Genomic DNA, 20,103 nt, shown 5'->3' on the forward strand with positions numbered 1-20,103 from the left:
CGACCGGGCGAGCGCGCTGCGGCTCGCCGCCGAGGTGGAGGAGCGCACCGCCGCGCACTGGCGGGCGGCCCTGGCGTCCACCACCGGCGCCGACCGGGACCAGGCGCTCGCCGCCCTGGTCGAGTACGCGGTACGCGCCACCCGGTGGCGGAAGACCGCCGGTCAGACGCCACTGACCGTGCCGTTCCCCGGCCGGCCGACCTGAACCGGTCGGCTCCGGTTGCGGTGCGCATACCAGGTATGCATACTCCGTTCCCATGTCCATCCGTCACGGGTTGCTCGCCCTGCTCGAACGCGGCCAGATGTACGGCTACCAGCTGCGCGCCGCGTTCGAGGAGTCGACCGGCTCGACCTGGCCGCTGAACATCGGGCAGGTCTACACCACCCTGTCGCGGTTGGAGCGGGACGGCCTGGTGCGCCCGCTGCCGGAGAGCGAGGCCGGGCAGCGCCCGTACGAGATCACCGACGCTGGGCGGGCGGACCTGGCGCTGTGGTTCGCCACCCCGATCAGCCGCACCGACCGACCCCGCGACGAGCTGGCGATCAAGCTGGCGCTGGCGCTGACCACCCCCGGGGTGGACGTCCGCAACGTGGTGCAGGCCCAACGCAGTGCCACGATGCGGGCCCTGCAGGAGCTGACCCGGTTGAAGTACGGCAGCAACCGGCCGGAGGACCTCCCCTGGCGCCTCGTGCTGGACTCGATGGTGTTCCAGGCCGAGGCGGAGGTGCGCTGGCTGGACCACTGCGAGACCAGTCTGGTCCGACATCGACCCACCGGCCCGGCGGCGCCCGCTCCCCGACCCGGCGACGCGGACGCGGGTGACGCGGCACGATGGGCCGGCGAGGAGGCACGACGGTGAGCGGGTCGGACGACGAGGTGCTGGACCTCCGCGCCGTCCACCGCACGCACGGCACCGGACCGGCCGTGGTGCACGCGTTGCGCGGGGTCAGCCTGGTCGTCCGCCCGGGCGAGCTGGTCGCCGTGATGGGGCCGTCCGGCTCGGGAAAGTCGACGTTGCTGGCCCTCGCCGGTGGGCTGGACCGGCCGTCCCGCGGCGAGGTCCGGGTCGAGGGGCAGCCGTTGGCGGCACTGGACCGGCGTGGGCTGGCCCAGCTACGGCGTCGCCGGATCGGTTACATCTTCCAACAGCTCAACCTGCTGGGCAGCCTGAGCGCGCTGGAGAACGTGGCGCTCCCGTTGGAGCTCGACGGCACCAGCGGACGCCGGGCCCGCGCGCTGGCCAGGGCAGCGCTCACCGAGGTGGGCCTGCCCGCCCTGGGTGACCGCTTTCCGGACCAGCTCTCCGGCGGGCAGCAGCAGCGGGTCGCCATCGCCCGCGCGCTGGTGGGCGAACGCCGGCTGGTGCTCGCCGACGAACCCACCGGGGCCCTGGACTCGCAGACCGGCGAGGCGATCCTGCACCTGCTGCGTCGCCGGATCGACGCGGGGGCGGCCGGGGTGCTGGTCACCCACGAGGCGCGGCACGCGGGTTGGGCCGACCGGGTGGTGTTCCTCCGTGACGGCGTCCTGGTCGACACGACGGCACCGCTGGGCAGCGTCGAGCAGCTGCTGTCCGGCAGCGACCGGTGACCATCCGCCGTCCGACGCGGGCCACCGGAAGGGTCGGGAGCCCGGCGACCAGATCGACCCCGGCGCCGGCCCGGGTGGGTCGGCGACGGTTCGCCGAGTTGACCGGCTCCTGGCGGGCGGCGCTGCGGATCGCGCGCCGGGAGTCACGCCGGTCCCCTCGGCGGACCGCCCTGGTGCTCGCGATGATCGCCCTACCGGTGGCCGCGCTGGCGTTCCTGGCGGCCAGCTACGACATGGCCGAGCTGACCCCACCGGAACGTGTCGACCGCCGGCTCGGGGTGGCCGACGCGGAGTTGCAGTGGATCTCCAGCAGCCCGGTGAGCCAGGACGAGTGGGGTGCGGGCTGGTACACGCAGGGCGGCGAGCCCCCGGTGCGGGTCACCGCGGCCCAGCTGACCGCCCTGCTGGGGTCGGGCAGCCGGGTCACCGAGGTACGCCCGGAGGTCCCGCTGACCCTGCGCGGTCCGGACCGCGACGAGGAAGTGGCTGGTCGGGTGCTGGACCTCGGCGACCCGTTGGCCCGCGGGCTGGTCCGGTTCCGGGCCGGCCGGGCGCCGCAGCAGCCCGGCGAGGTCGCGGTGAGTCCGGCGGCGCTGCGCCGCCTGGACCTGCGCCTCGGTCGGGCGGTGACCCTGGCCGACGGGAGCGGGGCGTACACAGTGGTGGGGGTGGTCGAGTTCCCCGACGACCTCGGTCCGGTGGTGGCGCTGCACCCTTCGGCGGTGCCACGGACCGGGCCCGAGCCGGGCAGCGTCTGGCTGGCGGACGTACCCGGGACCGTCGACGCGGCGCTGGTGTCCCGGCTCAACAGCCGGGGAGTGGTGGTCACCGCGCGTGCTCCGATCGGCTCCGGGACCGGCGGGAACCGGACCGCGTTCGGGTTGATCGGGCAGAGCGGTGGCGCCAACGACCTGAGCACCGGCGTCCTCATCGCCGGCCTCGGACTGCTGGAGGTCGTCCTGCTGGTGGGTCCGGCCTTCGCCGTCGGGGTCCGTCGCCGCCGGCGGGATCTGGCGCTGGTCGCGGTGCCGGCGGGGACGCCGCCCAGCTGCGCCGGGTCGTGCTGGCCGACGGCGTGGTGCTGGGTGTGCTGGGCGCCGCCGCCGGCCTGCTGGTCGGCGTCGGCGCGGCGTTCGCCGGTCGTCCGCTGATGGAGCAGTACGTCTTCGGCGTCCGCTTCGGCGGTTACCGCTGCTGGCCGACCGCGCTGGTGCTGCTCGGTGGGGTCGCGGTGCTGGCCGGGGTGCTCGCCGCGCTGGCACCGGCCTGGACGGCCGCCCGGCAGGACGTCAGCGCCGGGCTCTCCGGCCGAGGTACCCCACCGGCGTCCCGGGTTCGGTGGTTGGCTGTCGGGCTGGCGTTGGTGGCCGGCGGGGCGGGGCTGGCGGCGTTCGGGGCCGCCCACATCTCTCCGGCGGTGATCCTCACCGGCCTGATCCTCGGCGAGCTGGGTCTGGTGTGCTGCACGCCCACGCTGATCGGGGTGCTGGCCGGGCTGGGCCGACTGTTGCCGTTGGCGCCCCGGATCGCGCTGCGCGACGCCAGCCGTAACCGGGCCGCCGCGGCACCGGCCATCTGCGCCGTGATGGCCGCCGTCGCCAGCAGCGTGGCGCTCGGTGGGTACCTGGCCAGCAACGGGGCCCGGGACGCGCGCGCCTACCGGCCGGCGCTGCCGACCGGCCACCTGCTGGTCTACCCGAACCGGTCGGCCGGACAACCCACGCTGGCCCAGGTCACCGACGCGGCCCGGGACCAGTTGGGGGTCGACGCGGTGGCCACCGTGTACGCGCCCGACTGCGCGGGCACCGGCTACTGCGAGATCGCGCCGGTGCTTCCGCCGAGCCAGGTCTGCCCCTGGCAGCCCGGCGACCGCCTCTCCGCGTCGCACCGCCAGCAGGCCCGCGCCGACCCACGCTGCCGGACCCGGGAGGCGGACTACCCCGACGGCTACGTCCAGCCCGGAGTGGACGACGGCACCGCCCTGCCACTTCTCACCGGCGCCGACCCGGCGAGCACCGCCGCGGCCGCGGCGGTGCTGCGCGCCGGTGGCGTGGTGGTGACCGACCCGCGCTACCTGCACGACGGCCTGGTGACCGTCCGCGTCGACAAGATGGACGCGAAACCGGACCGGCCGGCCACCGCCCGTGACCTCCCCGGGTACGCGCTCCCCCGGGCGGCCGGGTACTCCCGCCTGTTGCTGTCCACCGCCGCGGCCCGACAACTCGGCCTGGACTGGTCCGTGTCCGGCTGGGTGGTCGGCACCAACACCCCGCCGGACGAGAAGCGACAGGCACGGTTCGCCGGTGCCCTGCGGTCGTTCGGGACGTTCTCGCTGAACGTGGAGCACGGCGGCTCACCCCGGGACGTCTCCCCGCTGCTCCTGCTGCTCGCGGCGGCGGCCGGGCTGATCACGGTGGGGGCGGCCGGTATCGCCACCGCGCTCGCCGCCGCCGAGGGCCGCGCCGAGCTGACCACCCTGGCGGCCGTCGGCGCGGCACCGGCGGTGCGCCGGCTGCTGGCGATCTGCCAGGCCGGGGTCATCGCCGGCCTGGGTTCGGTGCTCGGCATCGTGGCCGGGCTCGGCACCGCCGCGATCGTGCTGATCTCGGTCAACCGGCAGTACGCCAGTGCCTGGCCGGTGCCCGACCCGTACCCGATCCGGGTGCCGTGGCCGGCGCTCGGGGTGCTGGTGCTGGTGCCGATGGTGGCGATGCTCGGGGCGGGCCTGTTCACCCGCGCCCGGCTGCCGATCGAACGGCGTCTGGACTGACGGAGCGCGGCCGGGTGACAACCCGGGCGCGTCCGGGGGTGCCGCCGGGGCCGGGCAGCCGGCAGACTGATCCGCGTGTCAGTGCTGGGAAGGCTCACCCGCCGAGTTGGTCATCATCGCTGGTTCGGCGCCGCCGCCCGGCTGCTGGTTCCCGCCGACCGGGTGGTCGGTCGGCTCACCCGCGGCCGGGTGGTCGCGCTCGGCCTGATCCCGTCCCTGGTGATCACCACCACCGGCCGGCGGTCCGGCAAGCCCCGCAGCAATCCGCTGCTCTACGTGCCGGACGGCGACGCCTACGTGGTGATCGGCTCGAACTGGGGGCAGACCCACCACCCCGGCTGGGCGATGAACCTGCTCGCTGATCCCACCGCCCAGGTGGACGTGAAGGGCCTGCGGGTTCCGGTGCGGGCGGTGCCGGCGTCCGGCGCCGAACGGGACCGGTTGTGGCAGCTGTTGGTCACCGAGTGGCCCGCGTACCGCACGTACGTGGGGCGGGCCGGCGGCCGGGACATCCACATCTTCCGGCTGGTGCCGACCGGGCGCGGCGCGCCGGCCGAGCCGCCGCCGGCTGGCTAGGCTGACGCCCGGTAGCGAAGGGAGTGAGGTCCCGTGAGCGAACAGATCGGTGTCGACCGGGGCCTCGACGATCGGCGCTGGACGGTCGCGGAGCGGGTCGCCGAGGCGGTCCGGCGGCGCTTCCCGGCCGACGTGCTCGCGGTCGCGGTGCACGGGCCATTGGCGCACGGCGACGACGACGGCGGTGGGGACGGCGAGGCGGGGATGCTGGTGGTCACCTACCGACCCGGAACCGGTCCGCCGCCGGCGACCCGACGCGTGGACGGGGTGCTGGTCGACCTGACCGTGGCCGCCGCCGAGGACTACCTGGCGCAGGCCCGGGTGCTCTCCCCGCTCTGGCCGCTGACCGCGGACCGGTACGTCACCACGCAGGCGTTGCACGATCCGACGGGCTGGTTGCGGACGCTGCGCGACGAGCACCTGGGCCGGCTGGCCCGGGCCCGGCCGGCGGAGTTCAGCGCCGCGGCCCGGCAGGCCTGGTACCGGGGCAGCGCGGCGCACGCCCGGGCGGCCCGGCTGGCCGAGTGGTACGAGACCGATCAGGCGTTGCTGATGCTCGGTGAGGCCCGGTTGGCGACGGCCACGGTGACCGGGCTGCTCAGCCGCACCTACTTCCGCGACCCCGGGGACGCGGTGCGGCGCACCGGCCTGGCCGGGGCGGACATGACCGAGGTGGGTGTGGTGCTGGCCCGGCAGGCCGAGGAGTTGGCCGCCCGTGGCCGCGCGGTCGACGGCACCATCGACGAGCTGCTCACCGCCTGAGCGGCGTCACAGCCCGCCCGATACGCCGATCAGCGAGCCGACCAGATAGGTCGCGCCGGCCGCCGCGGCCCCCAGCAGCAGCTGGCGCAGGCCGCTGGTCCACCAGGGCCGGTTGGTGAAGCGGGCGACCACCGCACCCGCGGCGAACAGCCCGAGCCCGCCGACGGCCAGCGCCAACCACAGCTCGGTGGCGCCGAACAGGTACGTCAGCAGCGGGACCAGCGCGCCGAGGGAGAAGAACAGGAACGACGAGATCGCGGCTGCCCACGGGCTGGGCTGGTCGTCGGGGTCGACCCCCAGCTCCTCGCGGACGTGCACCCGCAGCGCCTCCTCGGGATCGCGCCGGACCGCCTCGGCGACCTGGGTGGCGAGATCCCGGGACAGCCCCCGGGCCACCCACGCGTCGGCCAGTTCGCGGGCCTCCGCCTCGGGGTGCCGTTCCAGCTCCCGTCGCTCCTTGGCCACCTCGGCGGCGACCTGCTCGTTGGCGGAGCGCACGCTCGTGTACTCGCCGAGCCCCATCGAGATCGCGCCGGCCACCAGGCCGGCGGTGCCGGTGAGCACGATGCTGTGTGCCGACACCCCGCCGCCGCCGACGCCGGCGATCAGGGCGATGTTGGTGACCAGGCCGTCCATCGCGCCGAAGACGGCCGGGCGCAGCCAGCCGCCGCTGACGTCCGCGTGGTGCGCCTCGCGCAGCGCCGCTGGGGTGTCGGTCACGGCGCCTGCCCTTCGTTCGCGACTGCGGGACTCCGCTTCGCTGCGTTCCTCGCGCTCACGGAAGGGTCAGGATCTCGTGGCCGTCGTCGGTCACCACGATGGTGTGCTCGAACTGCGCGGTCCACTTCCGGTCCTTGGTGACCACGGTCCACCCGTCGTCCCACATGTCGTACTGGTACGTGCCGAGCGTGATCATGGGCTCGATGGTGAACGTCATGCCCGGCTCCATGATGTCAGTGGGGCGCGGGCTGTCGTAGTGCGGCACGTAGAGGCCGCTGTGGAAGGACTCGCCGATGCCGTGCCCGGTGAAGTCGCGCACCACGCCGTAGCCGAACCGCTTGGCGTACGACTCGATGACCCGGCCGACCACGTTGATCTGTCGTCCCGGGGCGACCGCGCGGATGCCCCGCATCATCGCCTCGTGGGTCCGCTCGACCAGCAGCCGGGCCTCCTCGCTCACCTCGCCGACGCAGAAGGTGGCGTCGGTGTCCCCGTGCACCCCACCGATGTACGCGGTCACGTCGACGTTGATGATGTCGCCGTCGTGCAGGACCGTGGAGTCCGGGATGCCGTGGCAGATGACCTCGTTGAGGCTGGTGCAGCAGGACTTCGGGAAGCCCTTGTAGCCGAGGGTCGACGGGTACGCGCCGTGGTCACAGAGGAACTCGTGCACCACCTTGTCGATCTCGTCGGTGGTGACGCCGGGCTTGCAGTGCTCACCGGCGAGCTGGGTCGCCTGGGCGGCGAGCCGGCTCGCGAGCCGCATCTTCTCGATGGTCTCCGGCGTCTGCACGTGCGAGCCGCGCCACTCCTGCGGGCGCTTCTTGCCGACGTACTCCGGTCGGGCGATCTGGGCCGGAACCGGCCGCGTCGGGGAGAGCGTGCCTGGCGTCAGCGGCGGACGGACGGTCATGCCACAAGCCTATCGCCGGGGCCCCCGGTGACCCGCGCCACGGCCGGCCGGAGGAGGTTGTTGCCCTGCCCCGGTGGCTGTGCCATCGTGTCTGCGTGGATCAAGGGGGAGCACCGCCCGTCTTCTCCGCCAGCGCGGAGATCGACGGCGATCACCTCCACGTGGTGGTGGCCGGTGAGGTCGACATGGCGACCGCCGACACCATGCTCCAGACCGCGCTGCGCGAGCCCGCCGGGCAGATCACCCTCGACCTGAGGACGGTCACCTTCTTCGACTCGGCCGCCATCCACGCCCTGGTCCGGCTCGCCCAGGAGTTTCCCGGCACGCTCACCGTGCGCCCGTCCCGGCAGGTCCGCCGGGTGCTGGAGATCGCCGGGCTCGGCGAGCAGGGTTGGCTCAGCCCGACCTGAGGCGCCCCGGCCGTCGCCGGGCGCGCGGTCAGTCCCGCAGCTGCCGGCGCAGCGTCACCTCGGTACCCTCGGCCGTACGCCGCACCGACAGCTCACCCAGCGCCCTGATCAGGGCCAGGCCGCGCCCCCGGAACCCGGAGCCGGTCGACTCGCGCCACCGCCCGCTGTCGCGCACGGTGGCCGTCACGGTCCGATCCTCGATCGCCACCTGCACACTGATCATGGCCTCGGCCGGGTCGATCGGGTGCTCGATGGCGTTCGCGGCGGCCTCGGAGACCGCGACGGTCAGGTCGAACACGTCGGTCTCACCGACCCCGTGCGCGACCAGGAAGTCCTCCAGGCGTTTGCGTAGCACGCTGAGCCTGGTCGGGTCCGCCGGTAGCCGCAACGCGAAGCGGTTCAGCTCCGCCGCCTCCAGGGCGAGCACCGCCACGTCGTCGCGGCGTGGCCGCCCGTCGACCCGTTTGACGACCGCGTCGATCAGGTCCGCCACGTGCTCGCTGGGGGTGGCCGCGTCGACCCGAAGCTGGGCCAGCGCGGCCTCGATGCCGAGCTGCCGGTCCTCGATCAGCCCGTCGGTGTAGAGCAGCAGTCGGCTGCCCGGCGCCAACTCGCCCTCGACCGCCTCGTATGTCACGTCGGGCATCGCGCCGACCGGTGGGCCGAGCGCCCGGGCATGCAGGAACGCCACGTCGCCTCCTCCGATCAGCAGTGGGGACGGGTGACCGGCGCTCGCGTACCGAAGGCGACCGCTACGCGGGTTGAACAGCAGACAGACCACAGTGGCGAAGGAGCGGCGCTCGGTGGACGCGACCAGCCGGTTGAGCCGGGTGAGCGACTCGCCCGGGTCGTAGCCCTCCAGCAGGTACGCGCGCAGCGCGTTGCGCAGTTGTCCCATCGCCGCGGCGGCCTGGACGCCCTTGCCGACCACGTCGCCGATGACCAGCACCAGGTCGTCGTCGAGGGCGATGGCGTCGTACCAGTCGCCGCCGACCTCGGCGTCGGCGCTGCCGGGCAGGTACCGGCTGGCCACCACCGCTCCGGGCAGTTGGGGCAGCGTCCGGGGCAGCAGGCTGTGCTGCAACGTGGTGGCGATGCGGTGTTCGGCCTCGTAGAGCTGGGTGTTCTCCAGCCGCACCCCGACCAGCCGGGCCAGCTGGGCCAGCGCGGCCTCGTCGGCCTGCGCGTCGTCGCCGGCCGGCCGCCAGACCCGCAGCTCGCCGAGCGGCTCGCCGGTGGCCCCGGTCAGCTCGGTCACGAAGGACGGCTCGGCGGCGGTGACGCCGCCGGCGTCCGCCTCGGACCGGGCCCCGTTCGTGGCGACCACCACCCGCGCGGCCTCGGCGAGGCTGAGCGCGTGTTGGGCGGCGACCTGGAGCACGTCGCCGGTGGACCGGGTGCTGTTCACGGCCACCGCCGCGTCGGCCAGCGCCCGGAGCCGACGGATGATCTGCCCACGGAGCTGGCCCAGCTCGACGTTGGCCCGGACCCGGGCGATCAGCTCCTGGCTGGCGAACGGCTTGGTGAGGTAGTCGTCGGCGCCGACGGAGAGACCCGCGACGGCCTCCGCTGACCCGGCGCGGGCGGAGAGCAACACGATCGGCACATGTCGGGTACGCGGGTCCGCGCGAAGCGCGCTGACCAGCCCGAACCCGTCCAGCCGGGGCATCATCACGTCGGTGAGCACCAGGTCGAAACCGCCCTCCCGGGCCAGTGGCAGTGCCGCCAGCCCGTCGCTCGCGGTGACCACCTCCCAGGTCGGGGAGAGCAGACGGGTGACGTGCTCACGCAGGTCGGCGTTGTCGTCGACGACCAGGATGCGTCCGGCCGGGGTGCCCTCGGTCGGTCGGCTGTCGTAATCCGGTGCCGCTCCGGCGCCGGTCCACAGCGCGGTCTCCGCCACGTAGAGTCGGGCCTGCTCGGGCTCCGCCACGGAGAGCGGGCCGAACGTGGCCACCCGGTCCGCGGGCAGGTGCGCCGATCCGAACGGGACGGTCACGGTGAAGCTGCTGCCCTCGTCGAGCTGGCTGGTCAGCCCCACCTCGCCGCCGTGCATCTCGACCAGTTCCCGGACCAGCGCCAGACCGATCCCGGTGCCCTCGTGGGTGCGGGCCCGCGCGCCGGGCACCCGGTGGAACCGCTCGAAGACGTGCGGCAGCTCGTCCGGCACGATGCCGATGCCGGTGTCGGTCACCTCCAGCCGGGCCGCGTCGCCGACGGCCCGGATCCGCACCCGGATCTCGCCGTCGAAGGTGAACTTGACCGCGTTGGACACCAGGTTGAGGACGATCTTCTCCCACATGTCCCGGTCGACGTAGACCGGCGTCGGCAGCGGCGGGCAGTCCACCACCAGGCGCAGCCCGGCCCGGTCGGTGGCCGAGCGGAAGGTGCTGGCGAGTCGGGCGGTGTAGCCGGCGAGGTCGGTGGGCTGGAAGCGGGCACCGAGCCGACCGGACTCCAGTCGGGAGAAGTCCAGCACGGTGTTGACCAGCTTGAGCAGGCGCAGCGCGTTGCGGTGCATCATGGTGAGCCGGGCGGTCTCGGCGGCGGGCAGCTCCGGGTCGGCGAGCATGTCCTCCAGTGGGCCGAGCACCAGGGTCAGCGGGGTGCGGAACTCGTGACTGACGTTGGCGAAGAAGTTGGTCTTCGCCCGATCGAGCGCGGCCAGCTCGGCGGCGCGGGCCCGTTCCTGCTGGTAGGCCCGCTGGGTGCCGACCGCCCGGGAAATCTGGGCGGCGACCAGGTCGAGGAAGTCGCGGTAGTCGTCGCCGAGCGGCAGTTGCCGGGCCACGCCGACGACAAGTGCGCCGACCGTCTGGCTGTTCGCGGTGAGCGGCAGCACGAGTGCCTGGTCGGCGGCGTCGACCGGCGGTGCGTCGAAGAGGTCGGTCAGCTCGACAGTGGCGGGGAAGTGGTCGGCGGTCATCCTGGCCAGCAGTTGCGCCACGACGCCCCCGGCCGGCGGGGTGCTACCGGTGAACCCGGCCGGGGTGAGCTGCCCGCTCTCGTCGGCCAGGTAGATCAGGGCGAACGGCACGTCCGCCCGGTGCCGGCCGAGCACCTCGGCGGCGATCCGGCCCAGTTCGGCGCCGCTGGCGATGTCGCTCAGCTCGGCACCCAGTTCGGCGAGCGCCCGCAGCCGGCGTTCACCGAGCACCCGGCCGGTGGTCTCGCTGACGATGCAGTAGACGCCGTTGACCGAGCCGTCCTCGCCTCGGATCGGGTCGTACGAGACGTCGAAGTAGGTCTGCTCGACGAAGCCGTGCCGGTCCAGCAGGAAGGGGTGATCCTCGCCACGATAGGAACGCCCGGTGCCACGGACGCCGTCGAGCAGCGGGCCGAGCACCGCCCAGGTCTCCGACCAGTACAGGTGGGCCGGCTGCCCGATCACGTCCGGGTGCTTGGCACCGATGGTCGGCCGGTAGGCGTCGTTGTAGAAGGCGAACCGCTCGTCGCCCCAGAACATCACGATCGGCGCGCTGGAGGCGAGCATCATGCCTATCGCGTTGGAGAGCGGCAACGGCCACTGACCGGGCTCGCCCAACGGGCCGGAGGACCAGTCGAAGCTGGCCAGGCGCTCGCCCATCTCGCCGCCGGCCGCGAACGCCGCCGCCAGCATCGGGGGAATCTCGCGGCGGGACACGACGGGATGCCGTTCGTCCGCGCCCCCCTGGGCCGAGCTCATGAAGCCTCCCCGCTCCGGCCGTACCCCTCGACCGTTGATCTTCACCCGCCGTGCTCCGACTTGTACCCAAGCGGACCAGCAACGTAACGCATCACGAACGGTGGACGCTGGTTACGTACGCCCACGGCGTCGGGCACCGGACAGTGCGGGCGCGCGACGGCGTCGGCGGCGGGGGTCGCAACGCCCTGACGAGTCAGAAGACCGGCAGTCCGTCGATGCTCGCCGCGTTTCTGGTGGCCCGGTAGGTCACCAGGTCATCGGCGGAACGACGGGAGTGTGAGGTGAGTAACAGATCACGCTCGGCGCGGAAGTCCATCAGCGGCACCGCGTAGCCACAGGAGTCGCTGACCCGCTCCACCTCGACGGTGATCACCGCGCGGACGCCGTGCACGTCCGGCGGCGTCGGGAACTCGGCGAGCCGGCTGGCGAAGGCATCCTCGGTGACCGCGACGCTGCTGCCCCGACCGTGCAGCCGGAGGATCTTCGGCGGCCCGTCGAAGGAACAGAACATCAGCGTGATCCGGCCGTTGTCCCGCAGGTGAGCGATGGTCTCCGCGCCGCTGCCGTGGTAGTCGAGGTAGGCCACCCGGTGCGGGCCGAGGATGACGAACGTGCCCCGCATGCCCTTCGGCGAGACATTGACGTGCCCCTCGGCACCGGACGGTGCGCTGGCCACGAAGAACAGCGGCTGGGCCATGATGAAATCACGTAGTCGAGCGTCGATCTCCGGATAAACCTTGCCCATCCGTCGATCCTCCCACCGACGACGCCGGCGGGCGGGGCGACGTCAGTCACAGCCGCTGTCCGGCGGCCCGCACCAGCGCGGCGATCCGGCGCGGGTCCGGCTCGTTCTCCGGGTGCCACTGCACCCCGAGCACGAACCGCCGCGCCGGGTCCTCCACCACCTCGATCACGCCGTCGGCAGCCCAACCGGTGACCGTGAGCCGGCCCGGGTCGGCGACCGCCTGATGGTGGTACGAGTTGACCTCGTCAACCCCGGCCAGCACCGTCGCGGCCGGCTGCCCGGCGCGAACCGCACCGGGTGGCACCCGACGACACCGGGCGCCGGCTGGTCAGCTCGCCGGCGTCGCGGTCCGGCCGGTCCTCGGTACGCGGGTCGAGCGGCTGGGCGTACCGCCCCGGGCCGACGTCCGCGCCACCGGCCAGCAGCAGTCCGTCCAGGACGGTCACCACGTCGGCGTCCACGTCGTCTGGCGGCAGGACCACTGCCCGCCCACCCGAGGCCGTCACCGCCCGCACGTACGCCTCGGGCAGCAGCACCGTCCGTACGCCCCGCCAGACAGCCCAGTCGGCGGGCTCGACGTACGCGCTGATCCCGATCAGCGGTCGGCTCACCGTGCTAGCACCGTTCGCGACTGCGGGGCTCGCAAACCCGGCTCACTCCTCACGCTCACAGCGGCGTCACGTACGCGCCAGTGATGCCGCCGTCGACCACGAACTGCGCGGCGGTCATGAACGACGCGTCGTCGCTGGCCAGGAACGCCACCGCGGCGGCGATCTCCTCCGGTTTCCCGAACCGGCCCATCGGCACGTGCACCAGCCGGCGGGCGGCCCGTTCCGGGTCGGCGGCGAACAACTCCAGCAGCAACGGCGTGGCCACCGGCCCGGGGCAGAGCGCGTTCACCCGGATGCCGTCGCGGGCGAACTGCACGCCCAGCTCCCGGGTCATCGCCAGCACCCCACCCTTGCTCGCGGTGTACGCGATCTGCGAGGTCGCCGCGCCCATCAGCGCCACGAACGAGGCGGTGTTGATGATCGACCCCTTGCCCTGCCGACGCATGTGCGGGATCGCGTACTTGCAGCACAGGTAGACGCTCGTGGTGTTGACCCGCAGCACCCGCTCCCACGCGTCCAGGCCGGTGTCCAAAATCGAGTCGTCGTCCGGCGGCGAGATGCCGGCGTTGTTGAACGCGACGTCCACCCGGCCGTGCCGGTCGACGACCCCGTCGAACAGGTCGCGGACCGCCGACTCGTCGGCCACGTCGGTGGCGACGAACTCGCCGCCGCACTCCTCGGCGGCCTGCCTGCCGGCCGCCTCGTCGATGTCCACGCAGACCACCCGGGCCCCCTCGGCGGCGAACCGCCGCACGGTGGCCAGGCCGATGCCGCTACCCGCTCCGGTGACCACTGCCACCCGGTCCTGCAACCGACAGTGCACTGGCGTCACTCCTCTGTCGCGATGAACACGTTCTTGACGTCGGTGAACGAGTGCAGCGCGTCCGGGCCCAGCTCACGACCGAGCCCGGACCGCTTCATCCCGCCGAACGGGGTCCAGTAGCGCACCGAGGAGTGCGAGTTGACGCTGAGGTTGCCCGACTCGACGGCGCGGGCCAGGCGCAGCGCGCGACCCACGTCCCGGGTCCAGATCGAGCCGGAGAGGCCGTACTCGGTGTCGTTGGCGAGCCGGACCGCGTCCGCCTCGTCGTCGAACGGCAGCACCGAGACCACCGGGCCGAAAATCTCCTCCCGCCAGTGCCGGTCGGCGGGCGAGTCGGCCAGCAGCACCGTGGGCGCGTGCCAGAACCCGGGGCCGTCGGGACAGGAACCGGTGAAGGCGACCGTCGCACCGGTCAGGTAACCGGCGACCCGGTCCCGCTGGGCGGCGGAGATCAGCGGACCCATCTCGGCGGTGTCCCGGGACGGGTCCTCCACCCGCACCGCGCGTACCGCGGGTTCGAGCAGGGCCAGGAACCGGTCGTACACCGGGCGTTGGACCAGGATCCGCGACCGTGCGCAGCAGTCCTGGCCGGCGTTGTCGAAGACCGCCCCCGGCGCGGTAGCGGCGGCGCGTTCCAGGTCGGCGTCGGCGAAGACGATGTTCGCGCTCTTGCCGCCCAACTCCAGGGTGAGCCGTTTCACCTGTTTGGCGCAGCCGGCCATGATCCGGGTGCCCACCGCTGTGGAGCCGGTGAAGCAGATCTTGCGGACCGCCGGGTGGCTGACGAACCGCTCCCCCACCACCGCGCCCGTGCCCGGGATGACGGTGAACACGTGCTCGGGCAGGCCCGCCTCGCGGGCCAGCTCGGCCAGCCGCAGCGCGGTGAGCGGAGTCAGCTCGGCCGGCTTGAGCACCACTGTGTTGCCGGCGGCGAGGGCCGGAACGAACCCCCAGGCGGCGATCGGCATCGGGAAGTTCCAGGGCACGATCACGCCGACCACACCGAGCGGCTCGTGGAAGGTGACGTCCCACCCGCCGGGCGCCGGGATCTGCCGCCCGGTCAGCCGCTCCGGCGCCCCGGCGTAGTAGTCCAGCACGTCGCGGACGTTGCCGGCCTCCCACCGGGCGTTGCCGATGGTGTGCCCGGAGTTGCGGACCTCCAACGCGGCCAGCTCCTCGACGTGCGCGTCGACGACGGCGGCGAACCGGCGCAGCAACCGGGCCCGGTCCCCCGGCCCGACCGTCCGCCAGGCCTCGAAGGCCCGCGCCGCCCGCTCGACCGCCGCGTCGACCTGCGCCAACGAGGCACCGGGGACCTCCCGGAACCCCTGCCCGGAGGCCGGATCCACCACCTGCGTCACGCCGGTACCCCCATCGTCGCGCGGTCAGAGGCGTTCGAAACCACGCTTCAGCTCCCAGTCCGTCACCGCCGCGTCGAAGGCCGCCAACTCGACTCTGGCCTGGTTGGCGTAGTGGGCGACCACCTCCTCGCCGAAGGCTTCCCGGGCCACCGTCGAGCCCTCCCAGAGGGTCAGCGCGTCGCGCAGGGTGCTGGGGACCCGCTCGGCCCGCGGGTCGTCGTACGCGTTGCCGGTGCACTCCGCGCCCAACTCCAGCTCCCGGTCGAGGCCGTGCAGCGCGCCGGCGACCAGCCCGGCGATCGCCAGGTACGGGTTGACGTCGGCGCCGGGCACCCGGTTCTCCACCCGCATGCCCTGCCCGTGCCCGACCACCCGCAGCGCGCAGGTGCGGTTGTCGACCCCCCACCGCAGTGCCGTCGGGGCGAACGACCCCGGCTGGTAGCGCTTGTACGAGTTGATGTTCGGGGCGAAGAGCAGGCTGAACTCCCGCATGGTGGCCAGCAGCCCGGCGAGCACCCGCTGCCCGGTCTGCGACAGGTGCGCCGGCCCGTCCCCGAGCATCGCCGACGAACCAGACGCGTCCCGCAGCGAGAAGTGGATGTGGCAGGAATTGCCCTCCCGCTCGTTCGGCTTGGCCATGAAGGTGATCGACATCCCCTCCTGGGCGGCGATCTCCTTCGCGCCGTTCTTGTAGATCACGTGGTGGTCCGCGCAGGCCACCGCCTCGTCGTAGCGGAAGGCGATCTCGTGCTGGCCGAGGTTGCACTCGCCCTTGGCGCTCTCCGGCGTCAACCCGGCGCCGGCCATCTCGGTGCGGATGCGGCGCAGCAGCGGCTCCACCCGGGCGGTGCCGAGCAGCGAGTAGTCCACGTTGTACTGGTTGGCCGGGGTGAGATCACGGTAGCCGCGCGTCCAGGCGTCCTCGTACGAGTCGCGGAACAGCACGAACTCCAGCTCGGTGCCGGCGTACGCGGTCAGCCCGTGCTCGGCCAGCCGGGCCAGCTGCCGGCGCAGGATCTGCCGGGGCGAGGCCACCACGTCGCCCGAACCGTCCAGCCAGGTCAGGTCGGCCAGCAGCAGCGCCGAACCCGGCTGCCAGGGCGTCCGGCGCAACGTGCCGAGATCCGGCACCATCGCGAAGTCGCCGTAGCCGCGCTCCCAGCTCGACATCGCGTACCCGTCGACCGTGTTCATCTCGACGTCGACGGCGAGCAGGTAGTTGCAGCCCTCGCTGGCCTGCTCGGCCACCTGATCGAGGAAGAACGGCGCGTGAAAGCGTTTGCCCTGCAAGCGGCCCTGCATGTCGACCAGGGCCAGCACCACTGTGTCGATTTCACCGGCCTGGACGGCGACCCGCAACTCTTCCAGCGTGAACGGCGTTCTGCTCATCAGGGGGCCTCCATCACCAAGGTCTACTGGCAATCCGGATCACCGTCAATGCCCCCGGCCCGGTCGGCGGCAAACCACCGAGGAGCTGTCATGCGTCTGCGCGCGATCCTGGCCGTCACCGTCCTCGTCACCGGGCTGGGCACCACGGTGCGCGCCGAGGCGGAGGCGCAGCCGCCACCGGTGTCGGTCATCGCGACGGGGGCCGGCGGTTTCGATCTCGCCGACCCGGAGGTCGTCGCGACGGGGCTCGACGTGCCCTGGGGGATCGACTTCCTCCCCGACGGCAGCGCGCTGGTCGGCCAACGCGATCTGGGCGCCGTGCTGCGGGTGCGACCAGGGCGGCCACCCGTGCCCATCGCCCGGATTCCCGGCGTGGTCGCCGGCGGCGAGGGCGGGCTGCTCGGCCTGGCCGTCTCCCCCCGCTACCGGCTGGACCGCTGGGTGTACGTCTGCTTCACCACCGCCTCGGACATCCGGATCACCCGGTTCCGGCTCGGCGCGCCGCAGACCCAGCAGGTGATCCTCAGCGGCCTCAGCCGGGCGTCGGTGCACAACGGCGGCCGGATCGCCTTCGGCCCGGACGGGCTGCTCTACGCCGGCATCGGTGACGCCGGTGTGCCTGCCAACGCGCAGAACCTGGCCAGCCGTAACGGCAAGATCCTGCGGATCCGGCCGAACGGCGGGATTCCGGCGGGCAACCCGTTCCCCGGCTCGCCGGTCTACAGCTACGGGCACCGCAACGTGCAGGGGTTGGCCTGGGACCCGCGCGGTCGGCTGTTCGCCACCGAGTTCGGGCAGGCCACCTGGGACGAGGTGAACGTCGTCGTCCGGGGCGGCAACTACGGTTGGCCGATCGTGGAGGGCCCGAGCACCGACCCCCGGTTCCGCGCGCCGGTGGTCGTCTGGCCCCCGGCGCAGGCGTCGCCGAGCGGGGCCGCCTTCGCGGGCGGCACCCTGTTCGTCGCCGCGCTGCGGGGCATGCGGCTGTGGACCGTGCCGGTGAGCGCCGCCGGAGCGGTCGGCGCCCCGGTCGCCGAACTGGTGGGCGCCTACGGTCGCCTCCGTACCGTCGTCGCGGCCCCGGACGGCTCGCTCTGGGTGGCCACCAGCAACCGTGACGACAACGGCACGCCGGCACCGCTGGACGACCGCATCCTGCGCTTCACGACCGGCGAGCGGCAACCGCCACCCGCCGGTCGTGCCGGCACCGCCCGGTTCTGATCCAGCGCGCGGCAGGGGTCACTCCGGCCCGTCCACCGGTGCCGGCTGGGACCGATCCGCCGGGTCCTCGACGGTTCGCACCGGGCCGGTGAACCAGCTGCGGGCCGATGCGTACCACCAGACGGCGACCAGCAGCAGCACTCCGCCCACGGCGAGCGGCGCGTAGTTCACCGCCGACCAGGTGAAGCCGTCGTCGCCGGGCACCCCGGCGGGCACGATCGGCAGCACGAAGTAGACAGCGATGACCGCGATCTCGACCACCGCGATCCAGCCGAGCAGCCGGTACCTGCGCCCGAGCGTCCACGGCCCGGGGACGAACCGGTCGCCCATCCGCAGTCGCAGCGCGATCGGGATGAGGAAGGACAGGTAGAGCCCGAGCACCGCGACGGAGACCACCGCGTAGAAGGCGACCGGGATGCCGGCCGCGCTCTCGTAGAGGGCCGGCAGGGTCAGCACCAGTCCGGCCACCGTGGCACCGATGATCGCGTTGACCGGGGTGCCGTTGCGGTCGACTGTCGACCAGAGCCGCCAGCCCGGCACCGCCCGGTCCCGGCTGAACGCGTACGCCATCCGGCTCATCGACGTCACGCAACTCATCCCGCAGAAGAACTGCCCGATGGTGCTGATGATGATGACGATCTTGAAGAAGGCCGGGGTCAGGGCGGACTCGAAGATCGCTCCGGAGAAGCCGCCGGCGGCGTTCACCGCCTCGACGTCGGTGGCCGCGAAGAGGAACGCCAGCAGCAGGATCCAGCCGCCGATGGCCGAGTAGAAGATCGACTGCCAGAGCCCACGGGCGGCGGCCTGCGAGGCGCCCCGGGTCTCCTCGGAGACGTGCGCGCAGGCGTCGAAGCCGGTGATCGTGTACTGGGTGAGCAGGAAACCCAGTGGCAGCACGTAGAACCAGAAGGTCAGCCCGCCGATGTCGCCGTCACCGAAGCCGGAGTTGTTGAACCGCTCGGTGAACACGAACTGGAAACTCTGGTGGTTGTCGGGCACGAGGACCAGGATGGCCACCACGACGGCCGCGCCGGCCACGTGCCACCAGACCGAGACGTTCTGGAGTACGTCGATGATCCGGTGCCCGAAGATGTTGATCAGCCCGTGCAGCGCCAGGATGATCACGAAGAGGACGAACGCCTGGCGCAGCGTCCCGGCCCAGCCGTCGAAGAGCGCCGACAGGGTGAGGTTGAGAAACGTCGCGCAGCCGTAGTCGACCGACGCGGTGACCGCGACCAGCCCGATCAGGTTCAACCAGCCGGTGAACCAGCCGTGCACCGGACGACCCATGGTGGCCGCCCACCAGTAGATGCCGCCGGCCGTCGGATACGCCGAGACCAGCTCGGCCAGGCAGAAACCGATGATCAGGATGAACAGCGAGATCAGCGGCCAGCCCCAGGAGATGGCGACCGGCCCGCCGTTGTTCCACGCCTGGCCGAAGGTGGTGAAGCAGCCGGCCAGGATCGAGATGATCGAGAACGAGATGGCGAAGTTGGAGAAGCCGCTCCACTTGCGGCGCAACTCCTGTTTGTAGCCGAGTTCGGCGAGCCGTCGGGCGTCGTCGTCCATCGGTTGCTCGGCGGTCGGCACGGGCGTCGTGGCCACTGCACACCTCCCTGCTGTGGTAACGCGTGCGAGTGCGCAAAGTGTCGACCCGGCCGATCAAGACGGTCAATACGTGGTTGGTGGGAATCTCGCCCCCAGCAGGCTAATTGCGTTGCCGTCCGGCCACCCGGGCCCGCATGCTGGACCGGTGACCAGGCCCGATCAGGGCCCACCCCGGGCGCTCGGACCGCCCGACCCGCGGCGCGCGGGGCACACCTCTCTCTCCGTACGGCGCTCCGCCGTACCCGAACCGTGCCCCGCGCCCGCCGCGGGACCACATCGGTCGAGAGGTCTCGGTCAGCTCTCCGCCGCGTCCCGAAACGTCCTGGTCGACGGGGAGAATTCGGGGGTGGGTCAGGTCAGCAGCAGACCGGCCACCCAGATCGCGGCGACCAGCAGGCCGGCCAGGAACTCCACGAGCATCGACAGGCCGGCGGCCTTGAGCGCCTGCACGGTGGACGGCCAGGCGAGCTGGTTGCTGCCCAGCCGCAGACGTTCCGCCGCCCACACCCCGGCGACGAAGCCGAGCACCAACCCGACGACCGGCACCACGAAGAACCCGATGACGCCGAGCACCCCGCCGGCGAGCAGGGTGGACGTCGGCACCCCGGTGCGCTTCAGATTCCGGCCCGGCCAGGCGTACTTGACCACGGTGCCGCCGGCGACGACCACCGAGGCTGCGGCGAACACCGCCCAACCACCCACGCCGGCACCGCCGAAGATCGCCCAGACCAGGACGCCACCCCAGCACAACGGCAACGCCGGCAGGCCGGGCACCACCACACCGGCCAACCCGGCCAGGATGGCCAGACCGGCCACCACGGTCACCGCCGTCTGCGAGTCGGTCAGGTTCACGCTGTCACCTTCCCCCGCCGCCAGTCCGGCCGCAACGATCGCCGCCCACGCCGGTGCCCTGCCGCG

General features: G+C 72.9%; 20 protein-coding genes. 9 read left to right on the forward strand and 11 right to left on the reverse strand.

Annotation, left to right across the window (positions count from 1 at the left end; all coding sequences use genetic code 11):
- From JM949_RS20575 to JM949_RS20600, 7 genes are all read left to right on the forward strand, one after another.
- On the forward strand, positions 1 to 205 hold a 205-nt coding region (locus JM949_RS20575), incomplete at its 5' end, for a DUF4439 domain-containing protein (protein WP_203150022.1).
- Positions 206 to 257: 52 nt separating this feature from the next.
- Complete coding sequence (locus tag JM949_RS20580) at positions 258 to 860, forward strand: PadR family transcriptional regulator (protein ID WP_203150023.1); 603 nt, start codon at positions 258 to 260, stop codon at positions 858 to 860.
- Positions 833 to 1,591 carry an ABC transporter ATP-binding protein gene (locus tag JM949_RS20585; protein ID WP_203150024.1) on the forward strand — a complete coding sequence of 253 codons (759 nt, stop codon included), beginning with the start codon at positions 833 to 835 and terminating at the stop codon, positions 1,589 to 1,591. Before JM949_RS20580 ends, JM949_RS20585 begins: the two co-directional genes overlap by 28 nt.
- Positions 1,588 to 2,742, forward strand: a complete 1,155-nt coding sequence (locus JM949_RS37455; protein ID WP_238433559.1) for a hypothetical protein — start codon at positions 1,588 to 1,590, stop codon at positions 2,740 to 2,742. The genes JM949_RS20585 and JM949_RS37455 overlap by 4 nt, the downstream gene beginning before the upstream one ends.
- Positions 2,652 to 4,361, forward strand: a complete 1,710-nt coding sequence (locus JM949_RS37460; protein WP_238433560.1) for an ABC transporter permease family protein — start codon at positions 2,652 to 2,654, stop codon at positions 4,359 to 4,361. Before JM949_RS37455 ends, JM949_RS37460 begins: the two co-directional genes overlap by 91 nt.
- Positions 4,362 to 4,436: 75 nt before the next feature.
- Positions 4,437 to 4,937: a nitroreductase/quinone reductase family protein gene (locus JM949_RS20595; RefSeq protein WP_203150025.1), complete on the forward strand. Its 501-nt coding sequence runs from the start codon at positions 4,437 to 4,439 to the stop codon at positions 4,935 to 4,937.
- Positions 4,938 to 4,970: 33 nt separating this feature from the next.
- A complete protein-coding gene (locus JM949_RS20600) occupies positions 4,971 to 5,699 on the forward strand; it encodes a nucleotidyltransferase domain-containing protein (RefSeq protein WP_309232251.1) in 729 nt (242 codons plus the stop codon).
- A 6-nt stretch (positions 5,700 to 5,705) separates the two neighbouring features.
- On the opposite strand, the gene JM949_RS20605 is transcribed toward JM949_RS20600, so the two are convergent.
- Positions 5,706 to 6,419, reverse strand: coding sequence for a VIT1/CCC1 transporter family protein (locus tag JM949_RS20605; protein WP_203150026.1), 714 nt, complete (start codon positions 6,417 to 6,419; stop codon positions 5,706 to 5,708).
- A 55-nt stretch (positions 6,420 to 6,474) separates the two neighbouring features.
- The gene (gene map / locus JM949_RS20610; RefSeq protein ID WP_203150027.1) at positions 6,475 to 7,332 is read right to left on the reverse strand and encodes a type I methionyl aminopeptidase; all 858 of its coding nucleotides are present in this window, start codon (positions 7,330 to 7,332) and stop codon (positions 6,475 to 6,477) included.
- A gap of 95 nt (positions 7,333 to 7,427) precedes the next feature.
- Here map and JM949_RS20615 point away from each other — a divergent pair, with 95 nt between their 5' ends.
- Positions 7,428 to 7,742, forward strand: coding sequence for an STAS domain-containing protein (locus tag JM949_RS20615; RefSeq protein ID WP_203150028.1), 315 nt, complete (start codon positions 7,428 to 7,430; stop codon positions 7,740 to 7,742).
- Positions 7,743 to 7,770: 28 nt separating this feature from the next.
- On the opposite strand, the gene JM949_RS20620 is transcribed toward JM949_RS20615, so the two are convergent.
- The 7 genes from JM949_RS20620 to JM949_RS20645 form a co-directional block, all read right to left on the reverse strand.
- Complete coding sequence (locus JM949_RS20620; RefSeq protein ID WP_203150029.1) at positions 7,771 to 11,427, reverse strand: SpoIIE family protein phosphatase; 3,657 nt, start codon at positions 11,425 to 11,427, stop codon at positions 7,771 to 7,773.
- A gap of 193 nt (positions 11,428 to 11,620) precedes the next feature.
- Positions 11,621 to 12,172 carry a pyridoxamine 5'-phosphate oxidase family protein gene (locus JM949_RS20625; RefSeq protein WP_203150030.1) on the reverse strand — a complete coding sequence of 184 codons (552 nt, stop codon included), beginning with the start codon at positions 12,170 to 12,172 and terminating at the stop codon, positions 11,621 to 11,623.
- A gap of 46 nt (positions 12,173 to 12,218) precedes the next feature.
- The gene (locus JM949_RS39250; RefSeq protein ID WP_309232252.1) at positions 12,219 to 12,434 is read right to left on the reverse strand and encodes a gamma-glutamyl-gamma-aminobutyrate hydrolase family protein; all 216 of its coding nucleotides are present in this window, start codon (positions 12,432 to 12,434) and stop codon (positions 12,219 to 12,221) included.
- On the reverse strand, positions 12,418 to 12,783 hold the full coding sequence (locus tag JM949_RS39255) for a gamma-glutamyl-gamma-aminobutyrate hydrolase family protein (RefSeq protein WP_309232253.1): 366 nt from the start codon (positions 12,781 to 12,783) through the stop codon (positions 12,418 to 12,420). The genes JM949_RS39250 and JM949_RS39255 overlap by 17 nt, the downstream gene beginning before the upstream one ends.
- A gap of 55 nt (positions 12,784 to 12,838) precedes the next feature.
- Complete coding sequence (locus JM949_RS20635; protein WP_203150031.1) at positions 12,839 to 13,606, reverse strand: 3-oxoacyl-ACP reductase; 768 nt, start codon at positions 13,604 to 13,606, stop codon at positions 12,839 to 12,841.
- 5 nt (positions 13,607 to 13,611) lie between these two features.
- Positions 13,612 to 14,967, reverse strand: coding sequence for an aldehyde dehydrogenase family protein (locus JM949_RS20640; protein WP_203150032.1), 1,356 nt, complete (start codon positions 14,965 to 14,967; stop codon positions 13,612 to 13,614).
- A gap of 24 nt (positions 14,968 to 14,991) precedes the next feature.
- Positions 14,992 to 16,356 carry a glutamine synthetase family protein gene (locus JM949_RS20645; RefSeq protein WP_305070604.1) on the reverse strand — a complete coding sequence of 455 codons (1,365 nt, stop codon included), beginning with the start codon at positions 16,354 to 16,356 and terminating at the stop codon, positions 14,992 to 14,994.
- A 90-nt stretch (positions 16,357 to 16,446) separates the two neighbouring features.
- On the opposite strand from JM949_RS20645, the gene JM949_RS20650 reads away from it, so the two are divergent.
- Positions 16,447 to 17,577: a PQQ-dependent sugar dehydrogenase gene (locus tag JM949_RS20650; protein ID WP_203150033.1), complete on the forward strand. Its 1,131-nt coding sequence runs from the start codon at positions 16,447 to 16,449 to the stop codon at positions 17,575 to 17,577.
- An 18-nt stretch (positions 17,578 to 17,595) separates the two neighbouring features.
- On the opposite strand, the gene JM949_RS20655 is transcribed toward JM949_RS20650, so the two are convergent.
- Together JM949_RS20655 and JM949_RS20660 are read right to left on the reverse strand one after the other, a co-directional pair.
- Positions 17,596 to 19,182, reverse strand: a complete 1,587-nt coding sequence (locus tag JM949_RS20655; RefSeq protein ID WP_203150034.1) for an amino acid permease — start codon at positions 19,180 to 19,182, stop codon at positions 17,596 to 17,598.
- A 354-nt stretch (positions 19,183 to 19,536) separates the two neighbouring features.
- On the reverse strand, positions 19,537 to 20,037 hold the full coding sequence (locus JM949_RS20660; RefSeq protein WP_203150035.1) for a DUF456 domain-containing protein: 501 nt from the start codon (positions 20,035 to 20,037) through the stop codon (positions 19,537 to 19,539).
- Positions 20,038 to 20,103 lie beyond the last annotated feature (66 nt).

This window comes from Micromonospora tarensis (assembly GCF_016803395.1).
In the GTDB taxonomy this organism is placed as follows: domain Bacteria; phylum Actinomycetota; class Actinomycetes; order Mycobacteriales; family Micromonosporaceae; genus Micromonospora; species Micromonospora tarensis.